This is a genomic window from Lutimaribacter degradans, from assembly GCF_023703375.1.
Classification (GTDB): Bacteria; Pseudomonadota; Alphaproteobacteria; order Rhodobacterales; family Rhodobacteraceae; genus Lutimaribacter; species Lutimaribacter degradans.
In genome coordinates this window covers 748,679-768,896 of the sequence record NZ_JAMQGO010000001.1, presented here as the reverse complement: position 1 = coordinate 768,896, position 20,218 = coordinate 748,679, and the positions used below count along the sequence as shown (strand labels likewise).

Annotated in this window: 18 protein-coding genes and 1 pseudogene; 12 read left to right on the top strand and 7 right to left on the bottom strand. The window is 64.5% G+C overall.

All coding sequences use genetic code 11. The features are described 5' to 3' along the window. Nucleotides 1-55 precede the first annotated feature (55 nt). The 3 genes from M8744_RS17805 to M8744_RS03730 all read right to left on the bottom strand — a co-directional run bounded on the left by M8744_RS17805 (nt 56) and on the right by M8744_RS03730 (nt 3,127). Nucleotides 56-790 (bottom strand): glutathione S-transferase N-terminal domain-containing protein, encoded by a 735-nt coding sequence (locus M8744_RS17805; RefSeq protein ID WP_251409608.1) that lies wholly within the window; start codon nt 788-790, stop codon nt 56-58. Then, nucleotides 787-2,004 (bottom strand): CaiB/BaiF CoA transferase family protein, encoded by a 1,218-nt coding sequence (locus M8744_RS03735; protein WP_251409605.1) that lies wholly within the window; start codon nt 2,002-2,004, stop codon nt 787-789. Before M8744_RS03735 ends, M8744_RS17805 begins: the two co-directional genes overlap by 4 nt. Before the next feature lie 106 nt (nt 2,005-2,110). Beyond that, nucleotides 2,111-3,127: a TauD/TfdA dioxygenase family protein gene (locus M8744_RS03730; RefSeq protein WP_251409602.1), complete on the bottom strand. Its 1,017-nt coding sequence runs from the start codon at nt 3,125-3,127 to the stop codon at nt 2,111-2,113. Nucleotides 3,128-3,511: 384 nt separating this feature from the next. On the opposite strand from M8744_RS03730, the gene dusA reads away from it, so the two are divergent. After that, nucleotides 3,512-4,549, top strand: a complete 1,038-nt coding sequence (gene dusA, locus M8744_RS03725; RefSeq protein ID WP_256474042.1) for a tRNA dihydrouridine(20/20a) synthase DusA — start codon at nt 3,512-3,514, stop codon at nt 4,547-4,549. Between the two features lie 163 nt (nt 4,550-4,712). After that, complete coding sequence (locus M8744_RS03720; RefSeq protein WP_251409596.1) at nt 4,713-5,531, top strand: sulfite exporter TauE/SafE family protein; 819 nt, start codon at nt 4,713-4,715, stop codon at nt 5,529-5,531. A gap of 67 nt (nt 5,532-5,598) precedes the next feature. Here M8744_RS03720 and M8744_RS03715 read toward each other — a convergent pair whose 3' ends face one another. From M8744_RS03715 to ccmI, 3 genes and pseudogenes are all read right to left on the bottom strand, one after another. Next, nucleotides 5,599-5,832, bottom strand: coding sequence for a DUF1289 domain-containing protein (locus M8744_RS03715; protein ID WP_251409593.1), 234 nt, complete (start codon nt 5,830-5,832; stop codon nt 5,599-5,601). Further along, entirely contained in the window at nt 5,829-6,305 is a 477-nt protein-coding gene (ruvX, locus tag M8744_RS03710) for a Holliday junction resolvase RuvX (RefSeq protein WP_251409590.1), read from the bottom strand. The genes M8744_RS03715 and ruvX overlap by 4 nt, the downstream gene beginning before the upstream one ends. Before the next feature lie 293 nt (nt 6,306-6,598). Then, nucleotides 6,599-7,825: pseudogene (gene ccmI, locus M8744_RS03705) on the bottom strand (c-type cytochrome biogenesis protein CcmI); the annotation flags it as partial. 186 nt (nt 7,826-8,011) lie between these two features. Here ccmI and M8744_RS03700 point away from each other — a divergent pair. The 8 genes from M8744_RS03700 to rarD all read left to right on the top strand — a co-directional run bounded on the left by M8744_RS03700 (nt 8,012) and on the right by rarD (nt 16,153). Continuing rightward, nucleotides 8,012-9,256 carry a sarcosine oxidase subunit beta family protein gene (locus M8744_RS03700; RefSeq protein WP_251409587.1) on the top strand — a complete coding sequence of 415 codons (1,245 nt, stop codon included), beginning with the start codon at nt 8,012-8,014 and terminating at the stop codon, nt 9,254-9,256. Nucleotides 9,257-9,538: 282 nt separating this feature from the next. After that, on the top strand, nt 9,539-9,781 hold the full coding sequence (locus M8744_RS03695) for a hypothetical protein (RefSeq protein ID WP_251409585.1): 243 nt from the start codon (nt 9,539-9,541) through the stop codon (nt 9,779-9,781). Nucleotides 9,782-9,898: 117 nt separating this feature from the next. Further along, nucleotides 9,899-10,228 carry a sarcosine oxidase subunit delta gene (locus M8744_RS03690; RefSeq protein ID WP_251409582.1) on the top strand — a complete coding sequence of 110 codons (330 nt, stop codon included), beginning with the start codon at nt 9,899-9,901 and terminating at the stop codon, nt 10,226-10,228. Next, nucleotides 10,225-13,242, top strand: coding sequence for a sarcosine oxidase subunit alpha family protein (locus tag M8744_RS03685; RefSeq protein ID WP_251409579.1), 3,018 nt, complete (start codon nt 10,225-10,227; stop codon nt 13,240-13,242). Before M8744_RS03690 ends, M8744_RS03685 begins: the two co-directional genes overlap by 4 nt. Then, nucleotides 13,235-13,813 (top strand): sarcosine oxidase subunit gamma, encoded by a 579-nt coding sequence (locus M8744_RS03680; protein WP_251409576.1) that lies wholly within the window; start codon nt 13,235-13,237, stop codon nt 13,811-13,813. Before M8744_RS03685 ends, M8744_RS03680 begins: the two co-directional genes overlap by 8 nt. 162 nt (nt 13,814-13,975) lie before the next feature. Continuing rightward, complete coding sequence (locus M8744_RS03675) at nt 13,976-14,578, top strand: superoxide dismutase (protein ID WP_251409573.1); 603 nt, start codon at nt 13,976-13,978, stop codon at nt 14,576-14,578. Between the two features lie 123 nt (nt 14,579-14,701). Further along, complete coding sequence (locus tag M8744_RS03670) at nt 14,702-15,181, top strand: ester cyclase (RefSeq protein ID WP_251409570.1); 480 nt, start codon at nt 14,702-14,704, stop codon at nt 15,179-15,181. Between the two features lie 60 nt (nt 15,182-15,241). Further along, complete coding sequence (rarD, locus tag M8744_RS03665) at nt 15,242-16,153, top strand: EamA family transporter RarD (protein ID WP_251409567.1); 912 nt, start codon at nt 15,242-15,244, stop codon at nt 16,151-16,153. Here the strand turns inward: rarD and M8744_RS03660 are convergent. Beyond that, nucleotides 16,105-16,659 (bottom strand): LOG family protein, encoded by a 555-nt coding sequence (locus M8744_RS03660; protein ID WP_251409564.1) that lies wholly within the window; start codon nt 16,657-16,659, stop codon nt 16,105-16,107. The genes rarD and M8744_RS03660 overlap by 49 nt on opposite strands. Nucleotides 16,660-16,760: 101 nt before the next feature. On the opposite strand from M8744_RS03660, the gene M8744_RS03655 reads away from it, so the two are divergent. After that, on the top strand, nt 16,761-18,176 hold the full coding sequence (locus M8744_RS03655) for a LysM peptidoglycan-binding domain-containing protein (protein ID WP_251409561.1): 1,416 nt from the start codon (nt 16,761-16,763) through the stop codon (nt 18,174-18,176). A gap of 143 nt (nt 18,177-18,319) precedes the next feature. Then, nucleotides 18,320-20,140, top strand: coding sequence for an ABCB family ABC transporter ATP-binding protein/permease (locus M8744_RS03650; RefSeq protein WP_251409558.1), 1,821 nt, complete (start codon nt 18,320-18,322; stop codon nt 20,138-20,140). Nucleotides 20,141-20,218: the final 78 nt, after the last annotated feature.

The window sequence follows — 20,218 nt, the reverse complement described above, 5'->3', positions numbered from 1 at the left end:
GGTGATGGGCAGGGTTTGTAGGGACGATCCGATATGGACTTGTACCCGCGAGATACTATGCGCCATCGCCTTTCGGCTTGAGCCTGAGAGACGCCGCGGACTGGTTGAAGAGGACCGTGTTGTTGTCGGCCCGATGCTGCCCCCTGTTCTGTTGGCTCTTGTGCAGGTCGATGGCGCGCTGCACCGCCGGGCGCTCCTTTATCCGTGCACGCCAGTCGGCCACGCGGGGGAATTCCGCAAGCGTTGCTCCAAGCGACTTGGCGATGAATGCCCACGGAAAGGCCAGCATGTCGGCGATGGAATAGTCGCCCAGGATGTAGTCGCGATCCTCCAGGCGGTTTTCCAGCACGCCGAGGTTGCGGTCGTACTCGCCAAGATACCGCTTGAAGCCGTAGTCTCGGTCGCCCTCTGGCGCGTAGTTGCGGAAATGGCTGAGTTGCCCACCCATCGGCCCCTGGTTGCCCACCTGCCAAAAGAGCCACTCCATCAACTCCTTGTGGGCGCGCAGATCACTCGGTGGCGGAGCGAACTGCCCGGTCTTTTCGGCGAGGTAGAGCAGGATCGCGCCGGACTCGAAAACGGTAACGGGGTCGTCGCCCCAAGCGGCATCAGGTGCATGATCCATGATGGCGGGCATCTTGGCGTTGGGGCTGATTGCCAGGAAGTGTGGCGAGAACTGGTCTCCTTCACTGAGCCGCATCAGGATGGGCCGGTAATCGAGGCCGGTTTCCTCGAGCATGATGGCCGCCTTCCAGCCATTCGGCGTGGGGGCAAAATAGAGGTCGATCACGATTCGCCCTCCTGCGTGTCCGTCGCGATGCCTTGCGCGATCATATCGGCAATCGTGTCGGCGTCATAGCCGGCCTGCGCCAGCACGGCGCGCGTGTCCTCGCCCAGCCGACGGGCGGGTTTCGGGGCCTCGGGCGGCGTGGCCGAGAACCGTGCCGGTGTCCGGGCCTGGCGGATTCGGCCGGCCTGCGGGTGGTCTTGTTCGATCACGGCCCCGTTGGCCCGCGCCTGCGGGTGAGAGTAGACCTGATCGCGCGTCAGCACCGGCGCGCAGGGCACATCGTGTTCGCCAAGGCGGCGCATCCAGTTCTCGGTGGTGTCCTCCAGCAGCGCCTCCTGGGTCAGTGCCAGCCGGGCGGGCTTGTTCTCCTCCCGCGCGGCCACGGTGGCAAAGCGCGGGTCCTCCAGCCAGCCTGGACGGCCCACGGCGGCCGAGAGCCCCTTCCACGTGCTGTCGGTATGGGCAGAGACCGCCATCCAGCCATCGGCGGTCTGGTAGATCAACTCGACGAAACTCTGCGCATCATCGCCCGTCGCGGGCCGCAGCTCATCCCCCACGAAGGTGTAGCCCGCCATGTCCGAGCTCCACAGGAACGCCAGCACGGTGTCGAGCATGGAAATCTGCACATGGCTTCCTTCACCCGTCCGGGTGCGCGCCAGCAGGGAGGCGGTGATCGCCTGCGCGGTCTGGATCGCGGTCAGCTTGTCGGGCAGGATCGTTCGGACCAGCCGGGGCCGCGCGGCATCGGCGCCGCCCTGCACGCTGGCCAGCCCCGACAGCGCCTGGATCAGCGGGTCGTAGACCGGCTTGCGCGCCCAGTCGCCGTCGAACCCGAACCCGGCGATGGAAGCATAAACGATGTCGGGCCGGACCGCGCGCACCGCTTCCTCTCCCAGCCCGATCCGCTCCTCGGCCACGCCGGGGCGAAAGTTCTGCACGAAGACATCCGCGCTCTCGCACAACCTCAAGGCCGCCTCGACACCGCGCGGATCCTTGAGGTTCAGCGTGACGGATTTCTTGCCGCGATTGTTGTTGAGGAAGGACGCCGTGAAACCGCCACGACGGCCTGTGACCTGGCGACTATGATCGCCGCCTTCGGGATGTTCGATCTTGATGACCTCGGCGCCCTGGTCGGCCAGCGTCATGGTGGCCAGCGGACCCGAGATCATGGTGGTCAGGTCGATGACTCGAAATCCGTGCAATGGTCCTGACATGTCGTCGACCTCCGGTCGGAAAGAATTGGCGCGGGCGATGCCAACCCGAAAGAGTCGGCTCAGGCTCTCGGGTCGCCGTCCACGCGACAAGCGTGTGAATGGGTGGTCAGTTTCGCATGGGAATACCTTCTTCCCAACGGAAGCCGACACCGCCCCCTTGCCAGACGCCCTCACCAGCCGGATTGGGGCCGTCGATATTCACATGGAGTGGCAGTCCGAAGCCGGGGGCAAGGTTTTGCACGCCCTTCACGGTGCTGCGATGCATGATCCGCAGGCCCTGTTTTTCTACGGGCATGTGCGCTTCGGGTGCCGCACGATGCGCGACGGCCAGATTGTCGATAAAGACACAATCGTTTTCGCTGTACTCATAGGCCATGGCATATCCGTGCGTCAGCCCGGCATTCAGGATGTCGTTATATTCGTGGCAGAGCTGCTTCAATTCGTCGGCGTGAAGCAGGCGAAAGCCATCCTGACCCGGCAGTTTTTCGAGGACGGCGCCAGTCATGCCCAGATGCAGCCAGATACACTTCTGCCCGGACAGGGGATGTTCATGCACCAGCGGATGCACGACACCCGACGCGGAGTTCACCGAGGACAGGCGGCCCCAACGTTCCTGTCGATCCTCTGGCAGCGCCTCGTAGGCAAGGCCCTGGTGCGCGAAATGCGTGCCGCCGCCATTCTCGGCCGGCCGAATGATGTGATAGCCCGAATGGGAAAACGTGGCCGGCAGGAAACTGCCATCGTTGTGCCATTGCGGCCCGACATCGGGAATGCCGTGGCGCTCGTCGTTGGACAGGCGGAAGATATGGGGATTTCCACCAGGCGTTTCGGGGTGAACGCCATGCGTGCTGTGCAATTCCTTGCCGCCCCAAAGACAGCTGGCGCGCAGGAAGTCCTCGGCGTCCAGTTGTTTCTCGTTCTTGAAAACGAGAAAGCCGCGTTCCGCCATCTCGCGTTCCAGGACGTCGACAACCTCCGACGGTGGTGCGTCCTGCGAGGACAGATCTATCCCCGAAACCTGCACGCCGATGGGATCGAGAGCGGTAATTTCGCCACCGAATTCCTCGATGGTGGCAGCGCGTGTCGGGTCAATCGGTGGGAGCTTCGTTTCATGTGTCGTCAAAGCCAACCTCCTTGGTACTGTTTTGAAGGTAATTGGAATTTTTTGTGTTGAAAGTGGTCAAGGCAAATTTCGCGCGGCGCGTCCTGTCCCTCCCGTCAATCAGCTCATGCATCTTTGTTCTTCAAGGCACTGATTTGACGCGATAATATTCGAAGTTTAGCGCACTCGGTGGTTAAAGAACTGGGCTTGCGCAACCAATGCCCGGTTCGACGGGCCGTTCGATGATATGTCGTCTCGGGCGGTCCTTTCCGGTTTGTCTACCAGAGAGAAAGACCATGAAAACCTGCTGTTTGCAGTGCAACAATTCGAGAGCGTTACAACATTGTGTTGCACCACCCCCGGGAAAAGAGGCAAACAGCCCCCAAATCAAGGAAAACGGAAACGATGTCCGATCGAGGAACGCCAATAAAACAAGGGAAATCGGACGTCCAGCGGGCGGCCCGCTTATCCGTGGCACCCATGATGGATTGGACGGACCGGCATTGCCGGTATTTCCATCGTCTGATCAGCGAGCAGGCGTTGCTTTACACCGAGATGGTGACGGCGCCGGCGCTGGTGCGGGGAAACGCGTTGCATCTGCTTGATTTCAATGAAAAAGAACACCCGGTTGCGCTGCAATTGGGTGGCGCGGACCCGGCCGAGCTGGCACAGGCGGCGCGGATGGGGCAAGCGGCGGGCTATGACGAGATCAACCTGAATTGCGGCTGCCCCAGCGACCGGGTGCAATCGGGCACGTTCGGCGCGATTTTGATGAAAAATCCGTCACTTGTGGCCCGTTGCGTACGCGCTATGCGCGACGCCGTGGATATTGATGTGACGGTGAAATGCCGCATCGGCGTCGACGACCAGACCCCGCGCGAGGTTCTGCCCGAGTTCCTGGCCCAGATCGTGGCCGCCGGGTGCGAAAGGGTGACGATCCACGCCCGAAAAGCGTGGCTTCAGGGGCTTTCGCCCAAGGAAAACAGGGACATACCGCCTCTTGATTACACGTTGGTTCAAGAGATGAAACAGCTGTTTCCGAACCTCCATATCTCGATCAATGGCGGGGTCGACAGCCTTGAGCAGGCCGCCGCGTTGCTCGACTCGGGGCTGGATGGCGTGATGGTCGGGCGTGCGGCCTATCATCAGCCTTGGGATATCCTTCATGGCGCAGATGAAATTATATATGAAAAACAGTCACCTGCAGCCAATCGTTCCGAAGTTGCAAGCGCGATGATGCCCTATATCGAGGCGCATCTGCGAAGTGGCGGGCGCCTGCACCAAGTCACGCGGCACATGCTGGGCCTGTTCCACGGCCAGCCCGGCGCGCGGCAGTGGAAGCGAATTTTGTCTGAAAAATCAACGCGTAGCGGCGCGGACCTCGATGTTCTGGAAGAGGCGCTGGCGGCCGTCACCGGGGCTGCCACGCAGGCGGCCGAATAGGTCGACGCGGTCCGGGCTGCTCCGCACCGATTATATTTACAGACGCCGTAAATATGCAGAATCCGCGCGGTTGCGACCCCGGACCGCGCGGCAGGCTGGCGGCGCCTCTGGCCTTCCTTCAACGCCCGGTGTAACGGTTTCGCGCGCAACACAGGAGAGCCAGATGCCCGACACGATGCTTTTGATCCAGATGCTGATTTTGCTGATCGTGATCGGCGGCGCGGCCGGGGTGCTGGCCGGGCTTTTGGGCGTGGGAGGCGGGATCGTCCTGGTGCCGGCGTTCTTCTACGCCTTCCAGACCCTCGGTTACGACGGGCCGCAACTGATGCAGGTCTGCCTGGCGACCTCGCTGGCGACGATCATCGTGACATCCGTCCGCTCGGTTCTGAGCCACAACAAGAAGGGCGCGGTTGACTGGCACATCCTGCGCGGCTGGGGCATTGGCATTGCCATCGGCGCGGTGCTGGGGGTGCTGGTGGCATCCAGCCTGCGCTCGGTCGTGTTGCAGGGCATTTTCGGCGTTCTCGGCCTGGTGATCGGGGTCTACCTTGGCCTTGGCCGGGCGCATTGGCGCTTGGGCCAGGAAATGCCGCGCGGCGTGACACGCGCGGTGTTGTCGCCGATGATGGGGTTCTTGTCGGTGTTGATGGGGATCGGGGGCGGCAGCTTTGGCGTGCCCTTGATGAGCCTTTACAACACGCCCATTCACCGCGCGGTTGCCACGGCGGCAGGGTTCGGCGTGATCATCGCGGTGCCCTCGGTAGCGGGGTTCCTGTTTCTTGACGTGGTGGATGCGCCGCCCTTTACGCTGGGGGCGGTCAACGGCCCGGCCTTCGCGGTGGTGATCGCCATGACGCTGATGACCGCGCCGCTGGGGGTGAAACTGGCCCACGCGATGGACCCCAAGCCGCTGAAGCGGGTTTTCGCGGTATTCCTGACCCTGGTGGCGCTGAACATGCTGCGCAAATCGCTGGGGTGGTGACGGGCGCGCGCCATCGCCTTGGCGATACACGATCTGATCGGCAGTGATTTCCCTGGCGGTGCGCGCGTCAGCCGTGGCGCAGACGCGCGGCACGCCCGCCCCGGCGTTTTTGCAGGCGCGGGGCACGGTCGGGCAGGGCCTCCATCACCGCGCGGCGCTCGGCGGGGGTCATGCGTGACCATTGCGTGATCTCGTCGAGACTGCGGTAGCAGCCGGTGCAGATCCGCTCTTGCGGATGAATGACGCAGATCTTGACGCATGGGCTTTCGATCTCGTCGCGTTTCCAGACTCCGTCTGTCATGTTGCTGCCCTCAGATGCACCAGGCGGTCCAGCGCCCCTTGCAGGATATAGGAAGCGGCGACGTGGTCGATAACCTCGGCGCGACGTTTTCGTGTCGTATCCGCCTCGAGCAGGGCGCGTTCGGCCGCGACGGTGGAAAGCCGTTCGTCCCAGAACCCGATGGGCAGGTCGGTGAGGCGCGAAAGGTTGCGCGCAAAGGCGCGGGTCGATTGGCAGCGCGGGCCTTCGGAGCCGTCCATGTTGCGCGGCAGGCCCAGCACCAGACCGCCGATATTGCGGGCAGTGAGGATGGCCAGCAGTTTTTCCGCGTCGGCCCCGAATTTCTTGCGCCTAATGGTTTCCAGCGGCGTGGCGACCGACAACACCGTGTCGGACACGGCCACGCCTATGGTGCGCTCGCCCAGGTCGAGCCCGGCGATGGCGCGCCCCGCGGGCAACGCGGTTGCGAAATCTTCAACCGCGTCATGGATCATTCCGACAGCCCCGCGGCGCGGGCGGCATCGGCGATCACGGCCAGCGCGGCGGCGTCATCGGCAAAGGCCGCGCGGGCGGTTTCAACCGCCGCCTGTGCGCCCTCGGCATCGCCCAGCACCCCGTAAGAGCTGATCAGGCGCGCCCATTCCTGCGGGCTGCCGCCGTCTTCGTTCAGCCGCTCGGCCAGGCCCGAGACCATGGTTCTGATCATCTCCTGGCGGTCTTGTTCGGGCATTTGCGCCGCGTTTTCCATGTCCTCGGCGGTGGGGCCGCGCAGGTCATCGGGCGTGCCCTCGGCCACGCCGGCCTGCAGGGCGGCGGCGCGTACCGTGGCCAGCATCTGCGGGCGCCCGGCAAAGACCTGTTGTGCCTCGGCCCAGATGGCCGCGGCGCGGGCTGTATCGCCAAGCTCGCCCAGCGCGCCGATAAGCTGGGCCCATTCCTGCGCCGTGCCGCCCTGGTTGGCCATCCGGTTCATCAGGCGGTCCACCATGCCACGCACCATCTGCTGGCGCTCTTCGGGGGTCATCTGTTCGGCGTTCTCGATGTCTTCGGCGGTGGGGCCGGGCAGGGCGGGCTGCTCGGGCGGGAGCGTGAAATTCGCCCCGGCGCGGGCGGCGATTTCCTCGATCTGGGCGCGGATGGGCGCGATCCAGGCGGCATCGGCCGGGCCTTCTTGCAGCAATTGTTCCCAGACGCGGAAAGCCTGGTCGGGGCGGCCCGTCTGCGCTGCCATCAGCCCCATGTAATAGCGCGCCGTTCCATTGCCGGGGTCGCGGGCCAGGGCCGCGCGCAGGGCGGTTTCGGCCTCGGGGCTGACATAGCCGCCGGCGGCCAGCACCAGCATGTCGGCGTAATCGGCGTAATCCTTGGCGGTTGCCTCGGTGCCCTTGATGGAAAGGATGGCCTCTTGCGCCTTGGAGGCGGCGGTGAAGTTGCCAAGCGCGGCCTCGCTGCGGGCCAGCAGGGTCTGCCCCTGAAGATCGGCGGGGCGTTCGGCCACAGCCGCGCGCAGACGCTTGACCAGGTCGAGATACTCGGGCGGGGCGTCTTGCGGCATCTCGGTCAGAGGCACCTGCGCCTCGGCCTCGGATTGCGAGGGGCGGTTCTCGCGCATGTCGCGCGCGATTTCCATTCGCTGTTGTAGCCCCATGTCGCCGTAACCGGGCGCGCCCAGTTGCCAGTAGACGCCGATGGCGCCGGCAACCAGCACAGCGCCAGTGCCCACCGCCATGCCGCGCGACAGCCCCGAGGGCTGGTCGGCGCCGATATCGGCGGCCTGCAGTTGCGCGTCGGCGGTCAGGATGCGGCGCGACACCTCGGCGCGGATACGCTCGGCGTCGTCCTCGCCGATCACGCCGCGGGCCAGGTCGCGCTCGATTTCCTTCAACTGGTCGCGATAGACACGCAGGTCAAAGGCGGCGGGGTGCTCGGTCGCGCGTCGGCCGCGCACAAGGGCCAGCGCCAGAAGCGCCGCGACAGCCAGCGCCATCGCGCCCGAGATGATCCAGAAAAGCATATGTCCTCCATCGGCTGCTGCCTGATGTATACACGGGCGCCGCGTGGCAAAAGGGGTAAACTGACGCATGTCGCAAGCGCGCGCCATTGTGACGTTTCGAAACAGCGCCACGCCTGCGATACGGGGCAGATAGCACGACAGGACATCCGTGTTGGATTCGGCCGCCGCCAGCAGAATGGGACCCGCATGAAACGATACTCCGTCTTTGCCGTCGCGCGCGAGGCCGCGCGTTATCACACCGGGTGGGAACGCGCGTGGAAAAGCCCCGCGCCCAAGAAGAAATACGATGTCATCATCATAGGTGCGGGCGGGCACGGGCTGGCCACGGCCTACTACCTTGGCAAGAATCACGGCATCCGCAACGTGGCGATCGTGGAAAAGGGGTGGCTGGGCGGCGGCAACACTGGCCGCAACACGACCATCATCCGCTCGAACTACCTGCAAGATCCGTCGGCGGCGATCTATGAAAAGGCGCGCTCGCTTTACGAGACGATGAGCCAGGACCTGAATTACAACGTCATGTATTCGCCCCGTGGCGTGATGATGCTGGCCCAGACCGAGCACGAGGTGCGTGGCTACCTGCGCACGGCCCATGCCAATGCCCTGCAAGGGGTGGACACGCGGTTCATCCAGCCCGACGAGGTGAAGAAGCTGGTGCCGATCATCAACCTCGATGGCCCGCGCTACCCGGTGCTGGGCGCGTTGTGGCAGGCGCGCGCGGGCACCGCCCGGCACGACGCGGTCGCCTGGGGCTATGCGCGGGCCTGTTCCGACATGGGCATGGACGTGATCCAGCAATGCGAGGTCACGTCCATCCGGCAAACGGGCGGCAAGGTCACCGGCGTCGACACCACCAAGGGGTCGATCGATTGTGACAAGCTGGGCATCGTCGTCGCGGGCCATTCCGGCGTCGTGGCGGACATGGCCGGGTTCCGGCTGCCCATCGAATCGGTGGCGCTGCAGGCGCTGGTATCGGAACCGATCAAGCCTTGCATGGACGTGGTGGTGATGGCCAACACCGTGCATGGCTACATGAGCCAGTCGGACAAGGGCGAAATGGTGATCGGTGGCGGCGCGGACGGGTACAACAACTACACCCAGCGCGGCAGCTTTCACCATATCGAGGAAACGGTGCGCGCGCTGGTCGAAACCTTCCCGATGATTTCACGGCTGAAAATGCTGCGCCAATGGGGCGGCATCGTCGACATGACGGGTGACCGCTCCCCCATCTTGTCGAAAACCCCTCTTGAGGGCTGTTTCATAAACTGCGGCTGGGGCACCGGCGGCTTCAAGGCGATCCCCGGCTCGGGCTGGGGCATGGCCGAGCTGATGGCAAAGGGACAATCCCCGCTGACCGACGAGTTTTCGCTCTATCGCTTCCGCGAGGGAAAATTCATCGACGAGAGCGTGGCGGCGGGGGTGGCGCATTGATGGCCTGCCGTTTCGAGAGGCGCCGGGGCGCGATCTCGGGCCGTACCCGACCCGGCTCTGACCTGTGCTGCGCGAATCTGGCGACAAATATCCATGATCTAGGAGGCGTGACATGCTGACCCCTCGAAATGGCCGCATCACCGCCGGATCGGCAGGCTATTGCCGGGCGCGCGAGGGTGAATTTGCAGGAAACGGCGTAAAACGACCGGGGATTTCCGCTCATTCTTCCGTCATGGGGGCAGGGGCGCCATGTGTGGTTCATTCCGAAAGAGAGGAGGAACCATGTCACATCTCGATTACAACACCCGCACGCAGGACACGCACGAAATCTCCTCGGGATCGGGGGGCCTTGGCGGGCTTCTCGTTGTCGTGGTCATTCTGGGGTTCATCATGCTGCTGGCCTCGTTCGGCACGAACCCGGAAGAATCGGGCGGCGGCGAGGGTGCCACAGGGGCTGGGGCGGAAAGCTCTGCCTCGGGCACCTCAACGATGCCTTCTGCCGGCACCATGCCTGCCGGCGAATAACCCACAAGCCTGCCTTGAACCGAACCGATCGGGTCGGCGCTCTTTGGCGTCGGCCCGTTTTTCATGTCCGGCCCCCGCCGTTCGGGCGGGAGGTCCATACGCGGAAGGATGCGCGCCATGTTGATCCTTGAATGCCCCTGTTGCGGGGTCAGAGGCGAAGAAACGGAATTTCACGGCGGGGGCGAGGCGCATATAAAGCGGTCCGGGCCCGGCTCGTCGGACGAGGCGTTTCACGACTACCTCTTTGCCAAGGAAAACCCGCGCGGCGTGCATTTCGAGCGCTGGCGGCATGTATATGGCTGCGGCAAGTGGTTTCACGCGGCGCGCTGCACCCAGACGCTTGAAGTGTTCGGCACCTACAGTGCCCAGACCACCGAGCCACCGCAGGACATCAAGGACAAGATCTCGGCCCGGCGGCCGGGCTGGACGTGGAGAGAATTCGCATGAGCACGCGTCTTGCGACGGGCGGGCGGTTGGTGAACCGCGCGCAAAAGATGAATTTCACCTTCAACGGCGAGCGCCTTTCGGGTCACGCAGGCGATACGCTGGCCTCGGCGCTGCTGGCCAATGGCAAGATGATGGTGGGCCGGTCGTTCAAGTATCACCGCCCGCGCGGGGTGGTGGCAAGCGGCGCCGAAGAGCCCAACGCGCTGGTCAACCTTGGCACCGGCAACCGGCTGGAGCCCAACCAGCGCGCCACCACGACCGAGCTGTTCGAGGGGTTGGCCGCCACCAGCCAGAACCACTGGCCCAGCCTTGAATTCGATATCGGCGCGGTGAACACCTATTTCAGCCGCTTCCTGCCCGCGGGCTTTTACTACAAGATGTTCATGTATCCGCGCGCCTTCTGGAAACATGTCTACGAGCCCTTCATCCGGCAGTCGGCGGGGCTGGGCCGCGCCCCCGAGGCCCATAGCCGCGATGAAGACACCTATGAACATTTCTATGCCTATATCGACGTGCTGGTGATCGGCGGCGGCATTGCGGGCCTGCAGGCGGCGCTGGCGGCCGGGCGCGCGGGCGCGCAGGTGCTGCTGATCGAGCAGACCGCCCATTGGGGCGGGCGCACCCCGGTGGATGGCGGCGAGGTTGACGGCAAACCGGCGGCCGAGTTCGTCGAGGCCGCGCTGGCCGAGCTGCGCGGCATGAAGAACGTGGCGCTGCGCACCCGCATGATGGGGGCGGGCGTTTACGATCATGGCTACGTGCTGGCCTATGAGCGGATGAGCGACCACGCACCGGGCACCCCCGGACCGCGGCACCGCCTGTGGCGCTTGCGGTGCAAGCAGATCGTGACGGCAACCGGCGCCATCGAACGGCCGCTTTGCTTTGCGGGCAACGATGTTCCCGGCGTGCTTCTGGCAAGTGCCCTGCGCGATTACGCGGTGAATTACGGCGTGTCCATCGGCGACCGCACCGTGGTTGTCACCAACAATGACGATGCCTATCGCACGGCGATCTCCATGAAGGAGATGGGGCTGGAGGTTCCGGCCATCATCGACGCGCGGGCGGGCGGCGGCGGCGCGCTGGCCCAGCAGGCGCGCGATCTTGGCATCCGGGTTGAAACCGGAAAGGGCATCGCCAAGGTCAAGGGCACCCGCCGCGTCGAGGGCGTGGCGATCTGCGCGCAGGCGGGCGAGGGCGCGGTTCTGGACGAGATCAAGTGCGACGCGGTTGCCATGTCGGGCGGCTGGTCGCCGGTCGTGCACCTGTGGTCGCATTGCGGTGGCAAGCTGGATTGGGATGACGCGCAGTCCATGTTCCGCCCGCGTGCCAGCGCGCCGCCCACCGGCGCGACGGGTGAGGCATTCGTCATTCCGGCGGGCAGTGCCAATGGCCACCTGGGGCTGGGCGACGTGCTGGCCGATGCCGATGCAGCGGGCCGCGCCGCAGCGCAAGCCGTGGGCGCCACGCCGCCGAAGACCGCCGCGCCGCAAGGGGCAGGCCCCGACGAGGCGCCGATCGAGCCGGTCTGGCTGATGCCGCAGGGCGTGGATATCAAGCTGCGGATGAAGGCGTGGCTGGATTTCCAGAACGACGTCAAGGTGAGCGATGTGCAACTGGCCGCGCGCGAAGGGTTCGAATCCGTCGAACACGCAAAGCGCTATACCACGCTGGGCATGGCCACTGACCAGGGCAAGTTGAGCAATATCAACGGTCTGGCGATCCTGTCGGATGCGTTGGGGCAGCCCATCCCGCAAACCGGGACAACCACCTTTCGCCCGCCCTACACGCCGATTTCCATGGGCGCCATCGCGGGCGAGGCGCGCGGCAAGGTCTTTCAGCCGATCCGCCGCACGCCCATCCAGGACTGGCACGAGGCGCAGGGCGCCTATTTCGAACCCGTCGGCCACTGGCGCAGGCCCTATTGCTACCCGCAGGGCGGCGAGAGCCACGCCCAGGCGGTCGAGCGCGAGATCACCCAGACGCGCAACTCGCTGGGGCTGCTCGATGCCTCTACCCTGGGCAAACTGGTGGTCAAGGGGCCGGATGCGGCGCGTTTCCTGGATATGCTCTACACCAACATGATGTCCACGCTGAAACCGGGGCGCTGCCGTTATGGCCTGATGTGCAGCGAAAACGGCTTCTTGATGGATGATGGCGTGGTGGCGCGGATCGATGACGAGACCTTCTTGTGCCACACCACCACCGGCGGGGCCGAGCGTATCCATGCCCACATGGAGGAGTGGCTGCAGACCGAATGGTGGGACTGGCAGGTTTACGTCGCCAACGTGACCGAGCAATACGCCCAGATCGGCGTGGTCGGCCCCAATGCGCGCAAGGTTCTGGAAAAGCTGGGCGGCATGGACCTGTCGCGCGAGACGTTGCCTTTCATGGCCTGGGCCGATGGCACCCTGGCGGGGATCGGGGTGCGGGTCTTCCGCATCTCGTTCTCGGGCGAGCTGTCGTATGAAATCGCGGTTGATGCCTCCTATGGCCGGGCGTTGTGGGACAAGCTGCTGGCGGCGGGCGAAGAGTTCGGCGTCATGCCCTACGGCACCGAGGCGTTGCACGTGATGCGGGCCGAAAAGGGCTTTATCATGATCGGTGACGAAACCGATGGCACCGTCATCCCGCAAGACCTGGGGCTGCACTGGGCGATCTCGAAGAAAAAGGACGATTTCATCGGCAAGCGCGCGCAGGAACGCAGCCACATGACCGACCCGGACCGTTGGCAATTGGTCGGGCTGGAAACACTGGATGGCGGCGTGCTGCCCGATGGTGCCTACGCGGTGGCCGAGGGCACCAATGCCAACGGTCAGCGCAACATGCAGGGGCGCGTCACCTCGACCTATTATTCGCCAACGCTGAAACGCGGCATCGCGATGGGCCTGGTCAGGCACGGCCCCGACCGCATGGGCGAGGTGCTGGAATTTCCGGGCACCGATGGCACCACCCACAAGGCCCGGATCGTCGAGCCGGTTTTCTTCGACAAGGACGGGGAGAAACAGAATGTCTGAGGCACAAAGCGCGCTGCGCGGCACGTGGCACAAGGGTCTGGTAACGGTCGCCGAGGCGGGCCTGCAGGGCATGATAACCCTGCGCGGCCAGACCGGGGAGGCCGGGTTCGCCGACGCGGTGAAGCAGGCCACCGGGCTGGATCTGCCCGATACCCGCACCATCGTTGCGGCGGATAAACGGGCCATTGCCTGGATGTCGCCCGATGAATGGCTGCTCATGTGCCCTTACGAGGATGCGCATGACATGGTTGCCGGGCTGCGCGCGGCGCTGGCGGGCCGTCATCACCTTGTCGAAAACGTATCCGACGCACGGGCGATGTTCACGCTGGACGGCGACGATGCAACCCTGCGCGAAGTGTTGGCCAAGCTGGCGCCGGTTGATCTGCACCCCGAGCGATTCGGTCCCGGCGAGATGCGCCGCACGCGGTTTGCCCAGGTGCCGGGTGCCTTTTGGTTAACGGCGCCGGGCGCGGCGCGTGTCGTTTGCTTCCGATCGGTGGCACAATACATGTACGACCTGCTTTGCGTGGCGTCCTCCGAGGGGAGCGCAGTGGGGTATTTCAAACCCTGATCGACCAAGCCGGGGCAGCGACGCCGCCGCATGAGTGCACCTGTCGCGCCCCGTGGCCGCGTTTCGCGCGCGTCCCGCGCGGCGGCAAGGGGGTTGACGTTACCCACGGGTGACTACCATGTAACAGGCATCATCAACGCACGAACAACGAGGGGTGTCCCAATGGCTTTCGAACTTCCCGATCTTCCCTATGCACATGACGCGCTGGCCGATTCTGGCATGAGCCGCGAAACGCTGGAGTATCACCACGACATTCACCACAAGGCGTATGTCGATAACGGCAGCAAGGCCATTTCCGGCACCGAGTGGGAAGGCAAGAGCGTCGAAGAGATTATCAAGGGCACGTATGACCCGAAGGCCGTGGCGCAGAACGGCATCTTCAACAACGCCTCGCAGCACTGGAACCACACGCAGTTCTGGGAAATGATGGCGCCGGGCGGCACCGGCATGCCCGGTGAACTGGAAAAGGCCCTGACCGAGGCGTTCGGCTCGGTCGACGAGTTCAAGTCGCAGTTCGCCGCCGCGGGCGCGGGCCAGTTCGGTTCGGGCTGGGCATGGCTGGTGCAGGACACCGACGGCAGCCTGAAGGTCACAAAGACCGAAAACGGCGTGAACCCGCTGTGCTTTGGCCAGACCGCGCTTCTGGGCTGCGACGTGTGGGAACACTCCTACTACATTGATTTCCGCAACAAGCGCCCGGCTTACCTCGACAACTTCCTGAACAAGCTGGTCAACTGGGAAAACGTTGCCAGCCGTATGAAGTGACACGGCACCAAAAACCGCTTGAAAGCCCGCCCATCCCGGCGGGCTTTCTTCGTTTCGCCCGCCCGTCTTGGCGCGCGGCTGTGAAAACGCCCTACAAACCGGCGCGGCGCAGGGTATAAGGTCATGCGCGAACAGCACGAGGCCAGCATGAACTTGCTTGAACGAACCGAGTCCTTCCTGCGCGCCATCTGGGAAGAGGGCGATGCCGGCGCGCTTGGGCGCATCCTGACCGAAGACGCAAAGATGCACGGGCTGGAAGAGATGGACCTGATGGGCCCCGCGGCCTTTGCCGCGTTTCATTGCATGGTGCTGCGCCAGTTCGAGGACGTGAAGATAACCGAGGTCACGGGAATTTCGGATGGCCCGATGGTGGCCATGTCGTTTCGCATCAGCGCGGTCGAGCGCCGCAAACACCGCCATGTAAGCTGCATGGCCTACCTGATGGCGCGCTATCGCGGGGACAAGATTTGCGAAGGTCAGAACTTTCTCGATTTCGTTTCGCTTTTCGAACAGGCCGGTCGGCTGCCCGCACGCACGCGCGACATGTGCCTTCTGGGCAGCGAGCTGCACCTGGTGCCGCAGAACCACCGCCGCGCACATTGAGGCTGGCGCCCGTATCCCCGCGTTGCTAACGCTGGTGCGCTGGCAAACAAGGCAGACCGGATGGGAAGTGAGGCAGGGCGCGGAATCTTGGCAATGGTGGTGGCCTGCACCGTATGGGGGGTCGCGCCGCTCTACTACAAGCTGTTGGCGCATATCCCACCGATCGAGGTGCTGGCCCATCGCACGATCTGGTCGGTGCTGTTCTTCGCGCTTGTCCTGCTGGTGCAGGGGCGACTGGGCCAGCTACGCGCGGCCTTGGGGGATTGGCGCAAGATCGCTGTCGTCATGGCTGCGGCGTTGCTGATTTCGACGAACTGGTTCGTGTTCATCACCTCGGTTCAGATCGGCCGCGTGACCGAGGCCAGCCTTGGCTATTACCTGTTTCCGCTGGTGGCGGTGGCGCTGGGACGGTTGGTGTTCGGTGAAAGGTTGACCGTGGCACAGCAACTGCCCGTGGCACTTGCCATTTTCGCGGTGGCGCTGCTGACCTGGGGGCTGGGCGTGACGCCGTGGATCGCGCTGATCCTGTCGGGCACTTTCGGCCTGTATGGCGTGGTCAAGAAACGGCTGGATGTCGGCCCGGTTGTGTCGGTGACCGCCGAGGTGGCGTTGCTGGCGCCCATCGCGCTGGCGGTTCTGGGATGGTTTCACACCCAGGCGCCCGATCCGGCTTTCGGCGGCGACATGGTGGATGCCGCCTTGCTGATGTTTTCCGGTGTTCTGACCGGCGCACCTCTGATCCTGTTTTCCTACGCCGCGCGGCGGGTGCGGCTGGGCACCATCGGGCTGGTGCAATACCTTAACCCGACGCTGCAATTCCTTGTTGCCGTTCTGATCTTCAACGAGCCCTTCAACCGCTGGCATGGCATTGCCTTCGGCTTGATCTGGGCCGCGCTGGCGATTTACACGGTCGCCACCTGGCGTCAGGACAGGGCCGCGCGCAGGGCGGCTGTCAATGTCGGGACATCCTGAACCACGCGGATGAAATCGCGCAAGGACGCATCGGCAAAACCCTGGTCGATCACGTGTTCGACCAGCCCCACCAGCGGTTGCCAGAATCCGTCGGTATCCAGCAGCAGGATCGGCTTGTTATGCAGGCCAAGCTGTCGCCAGGTCAGCACCTCGAAGAACTCGTCAAGGCTGCCGGCGCCGCCCGGCAGCACCACCACGGCATCGGAATTCATGAACATGACCTTCTTGCGCTCGTGCATGTTCTCGGTGACGACGAACTGGCTGAGATCGCGCTTGCCGACCTCGGCCTGTAAAAGATGCACCGGGATCACCCCGAATGTTTGCCCGCCCGCGTATTGCGTCGCCCGCGCAACAAGGCCCATCAGCCCGACGTCGCCCGCGCCATAGACCAGCCGCCAGCCATTGTCGGCCAGCGCGTATCCCACCGCCTCGGCGGCTTCGGCGAAGGCGGGGTTCTCGCCGGGGCGCGAGCCGCAAAAAACGCAGACGGATGGTTGACTTGACATGGGGCTCTCCGGGCAATGTTGCTTTTGACCCGTGATAGCGGTGTTGATAAGGTCGCTCAACCGCGCTGGGGCGGTTTTGGGGATAGTCGAGAAAGACCGGCATGAGCAAATTTGCAATCTTCTCCGGCCCGGGCGCCGTGATGGCTGGCGGGGCTGTGGCCGTGGCCGTGGCGGCCGTGGTGGCCGGTGTGATCCTGTGGGATCGCGGGGGCGGGCCGGGGCCCGCGCCGCAGCCGCAACCAATGGCCGAGGCGCCCGCGGGACTGTCGGAGGAAGCCGAAGAGACCGATGCGGCAGCCAATCTCGCGCAGGACAGCCCGCAAGTGGCCGCGCCCGCGCCCGACACCCCACCGGCCGATGCCGCGCAAGAGGCACCGGCCGCGCCGCAACCGCCGCGTTTCGCGCTGGTCCGGGCCGAGCGCGACGGCCTTTTGCAGGTGGCCGGCACCGCCGAACCGGGCGGCACGGTGACCTTGTTGCTGGACGAGGCAAGAATTGGCGAGGCCATCGCGGGCAGCGACGGCAGCTTTGCGGCGATGCTGGATGTGCCCCCCTCGGACAAGCCACGGCTGATGCGGCTTGAATTGCTGATGGGCGAAAAGGTCATCCTGTCGGACCAGGAGGTGATCATCGCACCGAGCGCGCCCGCGCCGGTTACACAAGTGGCCGAGGCCGCGACGGATAGGCCGGCCACGCCCGGAGCCGAGAGCACCCCAGAAATCGTGCAAGGCCCCGAAGATGGGCAGGGCAACGAGGCATTGCCCAATGAGGAAACCACGAGCGATGCGCCATCCGGGACCACTACCGAGACAGGTTCAGAGAGAGACGCCGAGACGGCTACAGAGACAGAGACAGAAACCACCCCGCCCGCACAGGTCGTGGCCAATGCGCCCACGGCCCCCGCGCCAACGGCACCGCAGGCCGCGCCCGACGCCGCCGAAACCGTGGCCCGTTCGGCGCCCCCCGCCGATAGCCCGGCGGTGTTGCTGTCGGACGCCGAGGGCGTGCGTGTGATCCAGCCCGCCACCGCGGGTGATGCCCCGCCCGAGGTCATGACCAGCGTGGCGATCGACGCCATCACCTATTCCGACGCGGGCGAGGTGGAACTGGCCGGGCGCAGTCCCGGCGAAGGCTTTGTGCGGATCTACCTGGACAACAAGCCCATCACCACGTCACAGATCGACTCCGACGGCAGCTGGCGTACCGATCTGCCGCAGGTCGACAGCGGCATCTACACGCTGCGGGTCGATCAGATCGACGAGGACGGCGCGGTTGTCAGCCGCGTCGAGACTCCGTTCAAGCGCGAAGATACCAGTGACCTGGCCGAGGCCGCACAGGCCGATGGGCCGGCAAGAGCTATCACCGTTCAGCCGGGCAACACGCTTTGGGCCATCGCGCGTGATCGCTATGGAGAGGGCATAATGTATGTCGAGGTTTTCCGCGCCAACGCCGAACGTATTCGCGACCCCGACCTGATTTACCCGGGCCAGGTTTTCGATCTGCCCGCGCTTGACTGAACCGCCCGCCGGGTTTGAAAACCCGGTCAAGCGGGCGGCTATGCCATCCGTGACCGGGGGAATCTGTCGCGGCGTCCGGTGTCTGGTCTTTCGCCTGAAAGCGCCCTATCAGGGGCTTTGAGCACGAACCAGGACGGGGCAGCATGCGCAGCTTTCACACCGCCAGCGACGATGAACTGGACCGGGCCGAGCGCCGCTCGGGCCTGCGCACGATCAAGAAGGTCGCCCCCTACCTTTGGCCCGCCGACAAGCCCTGGGTAAAGCGCCGCGTGGTGTTGGCGATGCTGGCGCTTCTCGGGTCAAAGCTGATCGCGGTTTACACGCCGATGCTGTATCGCGACGCGGTCAACGCATTGTCGGGCGAAGGCGTGCCCATGCTGGCGCTTGGGGCGGTCGGCCTGACGGTGGCCTATGGCATGGCACGGCTTTTTACCAACGGGTTCCAGCAATTGCGCGACGCGATATTCGCCGCGGTGGGGCAGCGCGCGTTGCGCCAATTGGCGCTTGAGACCTTTACCCATATTCACCGCCTGTCGATGCGCTATCACATCACGCGCAAGACCGGCGGGTTGAGCCGCATCATCGAGCGCGGCGTCAAGGGCGTGGATTTCCTTTTGCGATTCATGCTGTTCAGCATCGGCCCGTTGGTGCTGGAACTGGTGATGGTGGCGGGGATCTTCTTTTTCCTGTTCGATTCCTGGTACCTCGCCACGGTGGTTGGCACCATCGCCATTTATGTATGGTTCACCTTCAAGGTCACCGAATGGCGGGTCAAGCTGCGCCGCGAGATGAACGACCAGGATACCGATGCCAACCAAAAGGCCATCGACAGCCTGCTGAATTTCGAAACCGTCAAGTATTTCGGGGCCGAAGCGCGCGAGGCGGCGCGCTATGACCGCGCGATGGAAGCTTATGAGCGGGCGGCGCTGCTGACCTCTTATTCGCTGTCCTTTCTGAATTTCGGGCAAAGTTTTCTTATCACCGGCGGGTTGGTGGTGGTGATGGTGATGGCCGCGCTCGGCGTGCAGAACGGCACGCTGACCGTGGGGGATTTCGTGATGGTCAACGCCTACATGATCCAGATCACCATGCCGCTGAATTTCCTGGGCACGGTCTATCGCGAGATCCGGCAAAGCCTCGTGGACATGGGCGAAATGTTCGACCTGCTGGAACAACCGTCCGAGATTTCCGACAAGCCCGGCGCACCGGCGCTGCGTGTCGATGGCGGGCGGGTCACGCTGGAAGATATCGAGTTTGGCTATGATGACGAGCGCCCGATCCTCAAGGGCGTGTCGCTGGACGTGGCACCGGGGCAGACAGTGGCCATCGTGGGGCCGTCGGGCTCGGGCAAGTCGACCATCGGGCGGCTCTTGTTCCGCTTCTACGACGTGCAGGGCGGCGCGTTGAAGATCGACGGGCAGGATGTGCGCGACGTCACGCAAGATAGCCTGCACGACGCCATCGGCGTGGTTCCGCAAGACACGGTGCTTTTCAACGATACCATCCGTTACAATATCGCTTATGGGCGCGATGGAGCCACCGAGGAGGAGGTGATCGCCGCCGCCCGCGCCGCGCAGATCCATGATTTCATCATGCGCCTGCCCAAGGGCTATGACACGGCGGTGGGCGAACGCGGCCTGAAACTTTCGGGCGGCGAGAAACAGCGGGTGGGCATCGCGCGCACCTTGTTGAAAAACCCGCCGATCCTGCTGCTGGACGAGGCGACAAGCGCACTGGATACCGAGACGGAACGCGAAATTCAGGGTGCGTTGCGCCGCGCAGGCGAGGGCCGCACGGTGTTGACCATCGCGCACCGCCTGTCGACCGTGGCCGACGCCGACCGGATCATCGTGCTGGAAGATGGCCGCATCACCGAATCCGGCACACATGCCAGGCTGCTTGAAACCAGGGGCCGGTATTGGAGCCTTTGGCAAAGACAGGCCGCCGAAAGCGACGCGGCTTAAGGCCGGGCACGGCGCAAGGCGCGCCGCGCCGAACCGTCACGCTTCGCATCAGGCACCGTCCCGCCCCATCGGCGCGCG